This is a genomic window from Streptomyces sp. rh34 (assembly GCF_002551245.1).
Classification (GTDB): Bacteria; Actinomycetota; Actinomycetes; order Streptomycetales; family Streptomycetaceae; genus Streptomyces.
The window spans coordinates 1-12,332 of the sequence record NZ_NTGZ01000216.1 but is presented as its reverse complement, the minus strand read 5'-3'; the positions used below and the strand labels follow the sequence as shown (position 1 = coordinate 12,332).

The following is a 12,332-nucleotide window of genomic DNA, read 5'->3' as shown; positions in this document are numbered from 1 at the left end:
CCGCGGCCCCGGGGCCGCCCCGGACGCCCGGGGCGCACACATCCTCCACACCGGCGGCTCCGCCCCCGGCGTGGCGGGCTCCGTCCCGCTCCAGCCCGGCCCGGACGCCGTGGCGGACGCGTCACCGCTGCGGGTCGGGCACAGCGATGTGTCGAAGCTGCGCGAGGCGGCGCAGGACGCCCGGCGCTGGGACTCCAAGTACGGGGGCGGCGACTGGCGCTCCTCCATGGTTCCCGAGTGTTTACGCGTCGACGCCGCACCGCTGCTCCTCGGCTCGTACACCGACGAGGTCGGGCGGGCCCTGTTCGGCGCGTCGGCCGAGCTGACCCGGCTGGCCGGCTGGATGGCCTTCGACACCGGCCAGCAGGAGGCCGCCCAGCGCTACTACATCCAGGCGCTGCGCCTGGCCCGGGCCGCCGCCGACGTCCCGCTCGGCGGCTATGTCCTCGCCTCGATGTCCCTCCAGGCGACCTACCGAGGCTTCGCCGACGAGGGGGTCGACCTCGCCCAGGCGGCCGTCGAGCGCAACCGCGGTCTCGCCACCGCCCGCACCATGAGCTTCTTCCGGCTGGTGGAGGCCCGTGCCCACGCGAAGGCCGGCGACGCACCGGCCGCGGGGGCCGCGCTCAAGGGCGCGGAGAGCTGGCTGGAGCGGTCCCGGGCGGGCGATTCCGACCCGTCGTGGCTCGGCTTCTACGGCTACGACCGGTTCGCCGCCGACGCCGCCGAGTGCTACCGGGACCTGAAGGCCCCCCGCCAGGTGCGGCGCTTCACCGAGCAGGCGCTGTCCCGGCCGACCGAGGAGTTCGTCCGCAGCCACGGACTGCGGCTCGTCGTGTCCGCCGTCGCCGAGCTGGAGTCGGGCAATCTGGACGCGGCCTGCGCGGCGGGCACCCGGGCGGTGGAGGTCGCCGGCCGGATCTCCTCGGCCCGCACCACGGAGTACGTGCGCGATCTGCTCCACCGCCTGGAGCCGTACGGGGACGAGCCCCGCGTCGCGGAGCTGCGGGAACGGGCCCGCCCGCTGCTGGTCACCCCGGGCTGAACGGGGCTGCGCACTCCGCCCGGCAGCCGACCCGCCGGGCGGAGTGTGTGCCACGCCCTGCCCGGCTCGGGTTTGAGCCGGTTGTCAGTGGGTCAGTGCACTATCGGGGTGGGAGGTGGCGTGATGATGACGCACGCGGCGTACGACTGCGATGTGCTGGTGATCGGCGGCGGGATCGTCGGTCTGTCGACCGCGTATGCGATCACCCGGTCCGCGCCGGGCACCCGGGTCACGGTCCTGGAGAAGGAGGGCGGCCCCGCCCGCCATCAGACCGGCCGCAACAGCGGCGTGATCCACAGCGGCATCTACTACCGCCCCGGTTCCCTCAAGGCCCGGTACGCGCTGCGCGGCTCCGCCGAGCTGACGGACTTCTGCGCCGAGCACTCCATCGCCCACGCCACCACCGGCAAGCTGATCGTCGCCACCGAACGCTCCGAGCTGCCCCGGCTGCACGGCCTGGTGCAGCGCGGCCGCGAGCACGGACTGCCCGTGCGGGAGCTGGGCCCCGCCCAGATCGCGGAGTACGAGCCGGAGGTCCAGGGCCTCGCGGCGATCCGGGTCGGCACGACGGGCGTCTGCGACTTCACCGCCGTCGCCGGCCGCTTCGCCGCCGAGGTCACCGCCACCGGCGGCATCGTGCGCTACGGCGCGGAGGTCACCGCGATAGACCGGCGCCCCTGGGGCGTCGCGGTGCGCACGGCGGACGGCCCGGTCGTGAGGGCCAGGGTGCTGGTCAACTGCGCGGGCCTCCACTGCGACCGGGTGGCCCGCCTGGCCGGGGACGATCCGGAGGTGCGGATCGTGCCGTTCCGGGGCGAGTACTACGCGCTGGACCGCCCCGAGCTGGTGCGCGGCCTGGTCTACCCGGTGCCGGACCCGGCGTTCCCCTTCCTCGGCGTCCACCTCACCCGGGGCATCGACGGCTCCGTCCACGTCGGGCCGAACGCGGTCCCCGCCCTGGCCCGCGAGGGATACACCTGGCCGCGGGTCCGCCCCGCCGAACTGCTGTCCACGCTGAGCTGGCCGGGCACCTGGCACCTCGCCCGCAGACACTGGCGGTACGGGGCGGGCGAGGTGCACCGCTCGCTGTCCCGGTCCGCCTTCACCCGGGCCGTCCAGCGGCTGCTGCCCGCCGTCACCGAGGCCGATCTGCGCCCGTCGCCCGCCGGGGTCCGGGCCCAGGCGGTGCGGAAGGACGGCACACTGGTCGACGACTTCCTGATCCGCGAGACCCCCCACACCGTGCATGTGCTCAACGCCCCGTCGCCCGCCGCGACCGCGTGCCTGCCCATCGGACGGGAGGTGGCGCGGCGCGCGCTGCGCCGGGCTCGGGAGACGGGATGGAAACCGCCCGCCGTAGAATCCGGTCATTGTGTCTGAGCAGCCCCTGAACCCCACCCCCGCCGCAGCCCCCGACGACGACGCCCCCGACACGGCGCCCGCCGGCCCCGCACCGACCGGCTCCACGGCAGCCGATGTCGTGGCAGCCGGTGGAGCGGCCGACGAGGCCGCCGCGCTGCGGGCCGCCTCCTTCGAGCGCGCGCGCCGGCTGCGCCAGGAACCCCGCTTCCCCGGCGGCCCCGCCGCCGATCCCGCCGGCTCGCACCACGAGCGCCGGATCCGCAGCTTCCAGCCGCGCCGCAGCCGGGTCACGGCCGGCCAGCAGGACGCCCTGGAGCGGCTGTGGCCGAAGTGGGGCCTGGACATCGACGGACAGCGCGTCCTGGACCTGGCCGACCTGTTCGACGGCCTGCCCGTCGTCCTGGAGATCGGCTTCGGTATGGGCGAGGCCACCGCGCAGATGGCGGCCGACGACCCGGGCACCGGCATCCTCGCGGTCGACGTCCACACCCCCGGCCAGGGCAATCTGCTGGGGCTCGCGGACAAGGCGGGCTCGACCAACGTGCGGGTGGCCAACGGCGACGCGGTCATCCTGCTGCGCGAGATGCTGGCCCCCGAGTCGCTCGACGGGCTGCGGGTCTACTTCCCCGACCCCTGGCCCAAGGCCCGGCACCACAAGCGGCGCCTGATCCAGCCCGAGTTCCTGGACCTGGTGGCCCCGGTGCTGAAGCCCGGAGCGGTCGTCCACTGCGCGACCGACTGGGAGCCGTACGCCGAGCAGATGCTGGAGGTGCTCACCGCGCACCCCCGCTTCGAGAACACCGCGGCCGACGGCGGGTACGCCGCGCGTCCCGCGTTCCGGCCGCTCACCCGCTTCGAGGGACAGGGCCTGGACAAGGGGCACGTCGTCCACGACCTGCTGTTCGCCCGCGTCTGACCCACCACGCGCAGCCGCTTCCCGGCCGGATGCGCCGTCGCCGGATGTCAGTGCTTCTCGTTAGGGTCAAGAGGTGTCCGACCCCTCCGTGCAGCATCAACAGGCGCGGCCCGCCGTCCCGGTCCTCCACGAGCAGCGGCTCGACGAGGTCCTGGGCGCCGCGCCGGAGCGCGGCCGAGGGCGCTACCGGCCGCGCCGCGTCGGCATGGTGTGGCGCAGCAAGGTGTTCCGCGCCGGGGCCGTGATCGTCGCGCTCGTGCTGTGCGGGCTGGTGATCCTGGCCCTCGTCCGCGAACAGACCGGCCCGGAGGGGTTCCTGGTCGGTCTCGGTCTGGCGGTGCTGCCGGTCCCTCTGCTGATGGCGGCGTTCCGCTGGCTGGACCGGGTCGAGCCGGGCCCCTGGCGGAATCTGATCTTCTCCTTCGCCTGGGGCGCGTGCGCCGCCGCACTCGTCGCGATCATCGCCAACTCGTTCGCGACCCGCTGGATAGCCACCGCCACGGCCGACCCGGCGAGCGCCGACACCCTGGGGGCGACGGTGATCGCCCCCGTGGTCGAGGAGAGCGCGAAGGCGGCGGCCGTGCTGCTGATCTTCCTTTTCCGCAGACGGGAGTTCAGCGGGGTGGTGGACGGCATCGTCGTCGCCGGCTTCACCGCGACGGGCTTCGCGTTCACCGAGAACATCCTCTATCTGGGCAACGCCTTCGGCGAGGACCAGCAGCTGGGCAGCTCCGGGTTCGCCTCGGTGACGGCCGGGACCTTCTTCGTGCGGATCGTGATGTCGCCGTTCGCGCACCCCCTGTTCACCGTCCTCACCGGCCTCGGCTTCGGCTTCGCGGCCGTCAGCGCCCGCCGCCACCGGGCCCGGCGCATCACCCTGCCGCTGCTGGGGCTGCTGCTGGCGATGGGTCTGCACGCCCTGTGGAACGGCTCGTCGGCCTTCGGCCCGTACGGCTTCTACGCCGTGTACGGGATCGTCATGGTCCCGGCGCTCGGCCTGGTGACCTGGCTGGCGATCTGGACGCGCCAGCGGGAGCTGCGCACCCTCGCGGCCGAGCTGCCCGCCTATGCGGCGGCCGGCTGGCTCACCCCCGCCGAACCGGCGGCGCTCTCCTCCATGCGGGCCCGGGGCATGGCCCGCGACCTGGCCCGCCACTGGCAGCCGGACCGGTCGCGGGGCAGGGCGGCGGCCCGCGCGGTCGCGGAGTACGAGTCGTTCGCGACCTCCCTGGCGGGCCTGCGCCGCCGGGCCCGCCACGGCGCGGTGGGCCCGGACTTCGGCGCGCGGGAGCGGGAGTTGCTGCACCACCTCTGGCAGCGCCGGGAGATCGCGGCCCCGGCCCTCGCCCACGCGGCCCGCCTGACGGCACGCCCGGCCGCCCACCACGCTCGCCCCATGCCGACGCCGTACGGAAGCGGAAACGGATACGGATACGCCGGCGGGTACGGGTACAGCGGCCCCGGACCCGCGCCCGGATACGGACAGGCGCACGGGCACGCACTCGGACACGGCCCCGGCGCCTACCCGCCGCCCCAGCCGTACGGCAGCGCACCGCACAGCCACCGACGCCCGCCGGCGCAGCCGTAGCCGCGACGTCGGCGGACGGCGGGGCCGGGGGTGCGTCCGGCTGCGTCATGCGGAGGTGCAACGGGCCGGTGCGGGAGTGGCGTTCCGTCGCCCCGGCGGGCCCTACCGCCCCCGGACGGACCGGCAGCCCTGACGTCGGGGGGTGTGCGTCAGGGCTGCCGGGGTTTCGGAGCGGCGACGGAGGCGTCGGCCGGAGGAGCGGGCGGTCAGACGTTCAGGCCCTTGCTGTTCAGCCAGGCCATCGGGTCCATCGCGGAACCGCCCGCGGTGCGGACCTCCAGGTGGAGGTGGACCCCGGTCACGTTGCCGCTGTCGCCCATGCGGCCGATCGTCTGGCCGGTGGTGACCTTCTGGCCGACGGAGACCTCGATCGAGGACTGGTGGGCGTACCAGATCTCCGTGCCGTCCTCCAGCTGGAGGACCGTGCGGTAGCCGTACGAGCCGGAGTAGCCGGCCGACGTGATCGTGCCGCTGTGCACGGCCTTGAGCGGCGCGCCGGCGGAACCGGCGAAGTCGAGACCGGTGTGCTGGCCCGAGGACCAGAGCGCGCCGGACTGACCGTAGGTCGAGGTGATCGTGTACGAGAAGGTGGGGAGGGAGAAGCTGGCGGCGAGCTTGGCGAGCCGCTCGGCCTCCTTCTTCTTCTTCGCCGCTTCCTCCGCCGCCTTCTTCTTCGCGGCGGCCTCGGCCTCGGCCTCGTCCTGCTGCTTCTTCGCCTCGGCGGCGGCGTCCTCGGCCGCGGCCCGCTCGGCGGCGGCCCTGGCCTCGGCGTCCGCGCTGGCCTGCTGCTGCTCGGCCTGCTGGAGGATCCGGGCGCGCAGCGCCTCGCCGGCGTCGGTGCCCTGCTCGGCCTCGGCGCTGGTGAGGCCGGCGGTGGTGAGCGGCGCGGACGCGGCGACCGGGACGGTCTCCGCGTCGTCGGACATCAAGGACCCGACGCCGGGAAGGGACTTGGCGTCGGGGAGGTTGTCCGCGATGGAATCGGGAAGAGAGATGGAGACCGGCGCCTTGTCCTGCGCGGTGGCCATGCCGCCCGCACCGACGGCCGCTATGACACCGACCCCGAGGACGGTGGAGCTACGGGCCAGACCACGCTGCTTGGCTACGCGGTGCTTGCCGCGCACGGGCCGGATGGACTCCGCGGTGGGGTTCCATTCCTCCCAGGTGCGCTCCTCGCCACCGAAGGTGTCGGCACTGAAGGGTGACGGGGCCTCAGGGGCAGGCTTGTTGGACGCCACGTGGGCGCACTCCTTTCCTTCCTTCTCGCCTACCGGGTTAGCTGACGGGTTCGGAGCAGGAAGGTCTCCTACGGGCCCCTCCGTCTCTCACGAGACGCAGGCGTCCGATTCACCCCATGTAGGTGGTTCCCCGGTTCCCTTGCGGAATTCGGCGCTCGCGCGCGGCGCCGTCTCTGACGACGACTGTGACGACCGCGCTGCGTTATCGAACGTTAATAGACAGACGGGCCCGATTCCAAGCTGTTCCTGTTGATCATTAACGAACACGGTGGGGATGTACGGGGCACAAGCGGGCGGAATCGGGCGACTTGACCGTGGCTCAGCCACACCACTTTTTCTGACGGTGTGTCAAATGTTATGCGCAGCGGTGCCCTTCGGTCACGCACCGTGTCATCGCCCTGCCGACGCTCTGCCGATGCCCTGCCGTCGCCCCGTCATCGACCGGCGTCGTCGCCCCGGCCCACGATCTTCACCGTCGTCCGGCGGACGGGCTGCCCCTCCGCCGGCCGGCCGACCGCGATGAGCGCCATGTCGTCCGTGGTCCGCCCGCCGGTGTGCAGCCGTACGTCGTCCGTCAGCGCCGACAGCAGTTCCTCCGGGCCCGGGAAGATCCGGCCGCGCAGCCGGGCCGCCGGATCGTAGAAGAACCCGTTCGCGTCCCGCGCCTCGGACAGGCCGTCCGTGAAGGCGAGGAGCGTCGCCCCGGCGGGCATCGCCCACTCGTCGGTCCGGTCCGGCCACACCCCCAGGTCCATTCCCAGCGGCAGCGCGGGCACCGAGGGCGCCAGCACCTCCAGGGCGCCGTCGGCGTGCAGCAGGATCGGCTCGGGGTGACCACGGTTGACGAGGCGCAACGAGGCCGAACCGGGCGGGATCTCGGCCAGCACGGCGGTGATGAACCCCTCCATGGCGTCCAGCCCGTACCGCCGTGTCCCCTCCCGAGCCAGCGCCCGCTCCAGCCGCTGCGCGACGCCCTCCAGCGAACGCTCCTGCTCGGCCGCCTCCCGGAACGCCCCGATGATCACCGCCACCGCCTCGACGGCGCCCAGGCCCTTGCCGCGGACGTCGCCGACCACCAGACGTACGCCGTACGGGGTGTCCGCGACGGCGAACAGGTCGCCGCCCACGAACTCGTCCGCCTGTGCCGCCTCGTACCGCGCGGCCACCTGGAGCCCGCCGATCCGCTCGGCCGGGGTCGGCAGCACGGCCCGCATGGCGGTCTCCGCGATGACCCGGGCCGAGGCCAGCTGCTCGTTGCCGCGCCGCACGACGCCGTTGATGACGAGGGCCAGCACCGAGGCCGTGAGCACCGTGATCAGCTCGATGACCGGGACCACCTGGGTGGACGTCCCGTCGGACAGCCGCATCGCGACGACGGAAAGGATCGCGGCGATCCCCGTACGGACGGTCCGGGACCGCGAGAAGAACGGCGCGGCGATCAGCGGGGCCGCGACGAACAGGGGGACAGCGGTGAAGTTGGGCGGAGTCAGCGAGTCGAACACCAGCCCACCGAGGATCAGCAGGGCGGGCAGCATCCGGACGAGCCGCCCGGTGCGCCGCCCGTCGGACGTCAGTTCGCCCTCCCGGGTCCCGAACACCGCACGGCCCACGGCCTCGGCGCTCCCCGCCGCACTGCTACGCCGTCTCTCGGCCATCCCCACCTGTGCACTCCTGCCCGGTCCACCCACGGCTGCGGACGGTACCGCGCCCCGCCCAGGCTTCCCGGAGCCGCGCCGAGCGGCTGCTCCGCATCGGCCGGATAGGGGGAAGGCGGACGGCGGTCCGGCCTTCCGTGGTCAGTCGGAGAGCCGGTGTTCCGCGTATACCGTCAGTGCGTCCCGTACGAAGGCGGCGGTGCCGTCCCCGTAGCGATCGTAGTTCTTTCCGAAGCGGGGATCGGCGACATACATCTCGCCGAGCCCGATCACGTACGAACGGCTGGGCTCCTTGGCCGACGACAGCCACGCGCAGTGCCGCCGCGCGAGGTCCTGCGCCTCGGCCCCGTCGGCGGCGAGCCCGGCCTCCCTCGCACCCCCCAGTCCCGCGCGATGGCCTCGTGCTCGTCCTGGAAGGCCTTCCGCTGTTCCGGCCCGAGCGAACGCCACCAGCGGTCGCCCTCCTCGTACGCGTCCCGGCCCCAGCGCTCGGTGACCTCCTGCTCGTGGGCCGTGTGGTCAAAGCCGTCGAACACTTCAGCAGCCATGAGTTCCATCCCCTCTCGCGTCTTGTGGAGAGTGGTCCGCACCGAGGCGATCTGCCGCCCGATGCGCGCCTGCTCCTGTTCGAGCAGCCGCAGATGCGCCCGCAGCGCCACCGCCGTGTCCCGCTGCCCCGCGAGCACATCCTTGATGGCGGGCAGCGAAAGACCGAGCTCCCGCAGCAGCAGGATGCGCTGCAGCAGGACGAGGGCGTCCTGGTCGTAGTAGCGGTAGCCGTTGCTCCCGATCCGGCTCGGCGTGAGGAGACCGAGGTCCCCGTAGTGCCGGAGCGTGCGGCTCGTGGTGCCGGCCTGTCTGGCGATTTCCTGAATGGACCACTCCATGCCGGAAACGCTAGATCTTTACGCTGCGTCAAGGTCAAGCCGAACCAGCACGGCACCGGAAAACGACTCGGGCCCGGCACGCTGTGCGTGCCGGGCCCGGGCCTTCAGTAGCGGGGACAGGATTTGAACCTGCGACCTCTGGGTTATGAGCCCAGCGAGCTACCGAGCTGCTCCACCCCGCGTCGGTAAACACAACTCTACGGCATTCCCGGGGCGCCTCTGACCAATTGCGGCGGCTCCCGCCTCACGCCCGCGGTGAGCGCCCGCGCACAGCGAAACGCCTCGGCCCGCCGGAGCGGACCGAGGCGTTTCGTGTCGGGCCGCGGGAGGTTCCCTGGCCCGGTGACCGGTAGGCCGTGTGGGACTCGAACCCACAACCAACGGATTAAAAGTCCGCTGCTCTGACCAATTGAGCTAACGGCCCTCGACGGATCACCCCCCGAGCATAGCCCGCCCGGTCCCGGCAGCCGATCCGGTATCGGTGTCGGGCCCGTCGCGGGCCGGTGTCGGGCCCGTCGCGGGCTCCGGGAGGCGGGCTCCCGGGGCCGGGAACGGCAACAGGGCCCGTACGTCACCGAGTCGGTTCGGTGGCGTACGGGCCCTGCCGGTCTGTCAGGCGGACCTGCTCGGCCGGGTGCCGGCCGGGCGGGGGTCAGCCGTTGCGCTTCCAGCGCGGCTTGTCGTCGCGGCGGCCGAAGGAGCCGGTGTTGGTGCCGGTGTTGGCGCCGCGGTGGTCGTCACGACGGCCGGTGGGGCGGTCGCTGCCGCCACCGGAGCGGAAACCGCCGGAGGGGCGGTCGTCACGACGGTCACGGTTGAACGGGCGGTCACTGCCGCCGGAGCGGAAGCCACCGGAGGGGCGCTCGTCACGACGGTCGCGGTTGAACGCCGGACGGTCGTTGTCCCGACGCTCGAACGAACGGCCACCACGGTCGTCCCGACGGTCGCTGCCGCCACCGGAGCGGAAACCACCGGAGGGGCGCTCGTCACGACGGTCGCGGTTGAACGCCGGACGGTCGTTGTCCCGACGCTCGAACGAACGGCCACCACGGTCATCGCGACGGTCGCTGCCGCCACCGGAGCGGAAACCACCCGAAGGGCGCTCGTCACGACGGTCGCGGTTGAACGCCGGACGGTCGTTGTCCCGACGCTCGAACGAACGGCCACCACGGTCATCGCGACGGTCGCTGCCGCCACCGGAGCGGAAACCACCCGAAGGGCGCTCGTCACGACGGTCGTTGCCGCCGCGGTAGCCGCCACGGTCGCCACCGCGGTTGTCGCGGCGCTCGTAGTTGCCCCGCTCGTCGCGGCGGTCGTCGCGGGCGGCCGGCTGCTCCGGCACGGAGACGGCTGCCACGAGGGCGGCCTCGGCCTCGGCGGCGACCTCGGCCACCGCGGCCTCGGGGTCGTCGCCCCGCTCGCGTGCGGCGCGGGCGACCAGACGGTCGGCCTCCTCGCGCAGCTCGACGGCGCGGCGCTGGACGCGCTCCAGCTGCTTCGTCAGGTCGGCGGCCTCGCGCTCGGCCTGCTTGGCGGCGTTGTTCGCGGAGTCGGCCTGGACCTCGGTGAGCGAACGGGCGCCGGTGATCTCGGCGACCTCCGGCTCGAAGACGCCCGCGCCCTGGACGATGTGGCGCGAGGCGTCGACGCCCGCGTCCTCCATGAGGCGGAAGATCTGGCGACGCTGGTGCGGAAGCGCCAGCGAGACGACGACACCGGACTTGCCGGCGCGGGCGGTACGGCCCGAGCGGTGCAGGTAGTCCTTGTGGTCACCGGCCGGGTCCACGTTCAGGACCAGGTCGATGCCGTCGACGTGGATACCGCGGGCGGCGACGTCGGTCGCGACGAGCGCGTTGACGTAACCCTTCTTGAAGTCCTCCAGGACCCGCGTACGGGCGCCCTGGGTCATGCCGCCGTGCAGCGCGTCGGCCTTCACGCCGGACTCGATGAGCTGCTCGGCGATGCGGTCGGCGCCCAGCTGGGTGCGGACGAAGATGATCGTGCGGCCCTTGCGGGCGGCGATGGCGGCCGTGACCGGCGCCTTGTCCTTCGGCTTCACGACGAGGACGTGGTGCGACATGGTCGTGACGTTGCCCTGGGCGCTGTCGACCTCGTGCGTGACCGGGTTGGAGAGATAACGCTTGACCAGCGTGCCGATCTCGTTCTCCATGGTGGCGGAGAAGAGCATCCGCTGACCGCCGCCGGGGATCTGGTCGAGCAGCTCGGTGACCTCGGGCAGGAACCCCAGGTCGGACATCTGGTCGGCCTCGTCGAGGACGGCGACCTGGACGCTCGCCAGGGAGCAGGCGCCGCGGTTGATGATGTCGCGCAGTCGGCCCGGGGTGGCGACGAGGACGTCGACACCGCGCTCCAGCGCGTAGATCTGGTTACCCATCGACGTACCGCCGCAGACGACCTTCATCTTGAGGCCGAGCACGTCGCCGTAGGGCTGCAGCGCGTCCGCGACCTGCATCGCGAGCTCACGGGTCGGGGTGAGGATGATGCCGCGCGGCTTCTTCTTCTCGGTGGTGCCACCGGAGAGCGAGGCCAGCAGCGGCAGACCGAAGGAGAGCGTCTTGCCGGAGCCCGTACGGCCGCGGCCGAGGATGTCCTTGCCGGCCAGGGCGTCCGGGATGGTCGCCGCCTGGATCGGGAAGGGGGCGGTCACACCGTTCTGCGCGAGCTTGCGGACGATGCCCTCGGGCAGGCCCAGGGCGCCGAACGTGATGGTCGGCTCGGCATCGGCCTCGTCGACGGTCTCCTCGGCGGAGGCCGCGATCTCCTCGGCGGGGGCGGCGGTCTCCTCGGCGGGGGCGGCGGTCTCCTCGGCGGGAGCATCGGCCTGCGCGTCGGTGATGAAGTCCGCGACGGACTTCTCGGCGACGACCGTCTTCTCGGCGACGACGATCTTCTCGGCGACCGGGGCGGTGGCGCCGGCGGGGGCCTCGGTCACAGCGGCCTCGACGAGCTCGACCAGCTCGGCGTTGTCGATGTTCTCGGGCATGACGGTGTGGTCAGAACTGGAAATTGACATGCGAAATGCGAAACCTTCCGGAGTCTCGGCACGCGCCCATAACTCCGTGATTCGCAATTTCGACCGCCTCAATGCGGTCCAGCCACGGCAAGGGAGAGTACGCGCCACACGGCGCTCTTCTGTGTCGGCGCCGGGCAATGGGATCAAACGATCTACCACCATACGCACTCTCACCCACATTGCGCAAACCCGCCCCCGAAGACCCCCGGCTAAACCGGCCCCACCTGCGGTGATGCCTCCGGGGTCCGCAGTGGCCCGACGGCCTCCGGTCCGCTCATCGCACGGGCCCGCAGCTGCGCGGCGGGCGAGGCCGAGGGCGGCGGCTCGGGTGGATCGGTGGGCTCCGGCTCGGGTTCCGGGTCCGGGTCGGGCGTCGGCGGTGCCGGCGGCTCCGGGGTGGCCGGCGGCGGCTCCCCCGGCCCCGGTGTCGAGGGCGTCGGCGAGGGCGGCGGGCCGCCCCGGGTGGCCCCGGGCGTGGCCGGTTCCGGGCGCGGGTCCTCGGGGGTGACCGACGGCACACCACCGGAGGCGTCCGGGCTCGGGCTGCTCCCGGGCGCGGCCCGGTCGGAGTGGGGGTCGGCGCCCCCGACACGCCCGCCGGTCCGCC

General features: G+C 73.1%; 7 protein-coding genes, 2 tRNA genes, 2 pseudogenes and 1 riboswitch. Of the genes and pseudogenes, 4 read left to right on the top strand and 7 right to left on the bottom strand.

Features of this window, described 5'->3' with window-relative positions:
• The 4 genes from CR470_RS28985 to CR470_RS28970 all read left to right on the top strand — a co-directional run.
• Window positions 1–1,045: sporulation protein (locus CR470_RS28985; RefSeq protein ID WP_097870459.1), on the top strand; the 1,045-nt coding region annotated here is incomplete at its 5' end.
• Between the two features lie 123 nt (window positions 1,046–1,168).
• Complete coding sequence (gene lhgO, locus CR470_RS28980) at window positions 1,169–2,425, top strand: L-2-hydroxyglutarate oxidase (protein ID WP_097870458.1); 1,257 nt, start codon at window positions 1,169–1,171, stop codon at window positions 2,423–2,425.
• A complete protein-coding gene (trmB, locus tag CR470_RS28975; protein WP_097870457.1) occupies window positions 2,418–3,323 on the top strand; it encodes a tRNA (guanosine(46)-N7)-methyltransferase TrmB in 906 nt (301 codons plus the stop codon). Before lhgO ends, trmB begins: the two co-directional genes overlap by 8 nt.
• A gap of 73 nt (window positions 3,324–3,396) precedes the next feature.
• Window positions 3,397–4,911 (top strand): PrsW family intramembrane metalloprotease, encoded by a 1,515-nt coding sequence (locus tag CR470_RS28970; RefSeq protein WP_097870456.1) that lies wholly within the window; start codon window positions 3,397–3,399, stop codon window positions 4,909–4,911.
• Between the two features lie 206 nt (window positions 4,912–5,117).
• On the opposite strand, the gene CR470_RS28965 is transcribed toward CR470_RS28970, so the two are convergent.
• The 7 genes and pseudogenes from CR470_RS28965 to CR470_RS40105 form a co-directional block, all read right to left on the bottom strand.
• The gene (locus CR470_RS28965) at window positions 5,118–6,149 is read right to left on the bottom strand and encodes a M23 family metallopeptidase (protein WP_097870455.1); all 1,032 of its coding nucleotides are present in this window, start codon (window positions 6,147–6,149) and stop codon (window positions 5,118–5,120) included.
• An 11-nt stretch (window positions 6,150–6,160) separates the two neighbouring features.
• Window positions 6,161–6,313: riboswitch (cyclic di-AMP (ydaO/yuaA leader) on the bottom strand.
• Between the two features lie 270 nt (window positions 6,314–6,583).
• Window positions 6,584–7,804, bottom strand: a complete 1,221-nt coding sequence (locus tag CR470_RS28960; RefSeq protein WP_097870454.1) for a PP2C family protein-serine/threonine phosphatase — start codon at window positions 7,802–7,804, stop codon at window positions 6,584–6,586.
• Window positions 7,805–7,945: 141 nt separating this feature from the next.
• Window positions 7,946–8,691, bottom strand: a pseudogene (locus CR470_RS28955) (MerR family transcriptional regulator).
• A 108-nt stretch (window positions 8,692–8,799) separates the two neighbouring features.
• A tRNA-Met gene (locus CR470_RS28950) sits at window positions 8,800–8,873 on the bottom strand.
• A gap of 168 nt (window positions 8,874–9,041) precedes the next feature.
• Window positions 9,042–9,115, bottom strand: a tRNA-Lys gene (locus CR470_RS28945).
• Window positions 9,116–9,343: 228 nt separating this feature from the next.
• Window positions 9,344–11,725, bottom strand: a complete 2,382-nt coding sequence (locus tag CR470_RS28940) for a DEAD/DEAH box helicase (protein WP_373561451.1) — start codon at window positions 11,723–11,725, stop codon at window positions 9,344–9,346.
• A 209-nt stretch (window positions 11,726–11,934) separates the two neighbouring features.
• Window positions 11,935–12,332, bottom strand: a pseudogene (locus CR470_RS40105) (hypothetical protein); the annotation flags it as partial.

What these genes read in the sequence shown, in the direction of transcription:
- CR470_RS28940 (WP_373561451.1), bottom strand. Translation starts at nt 11,725, where the DNA reads ATGTCAATTTCCAGTTCTGACCACACCGTCATGCCCGAGAACATCGAC.
- lhgO (WP_097870458.1), top strand. Translation starts at nt 1,169, where the DNA reads ATGATGACGCACGCGGCGTACGACTGCGATGTGCTGGTGATCGGCGGC.
- CR470_RS28960 (WP_097870454.1), bottom strand. Translation starts at nt 7,804, where the DNA reads ATGGCCGAGAGACGGCGTAGCAGTGCGGCGGGGAGCGCCGAGGCCGTG.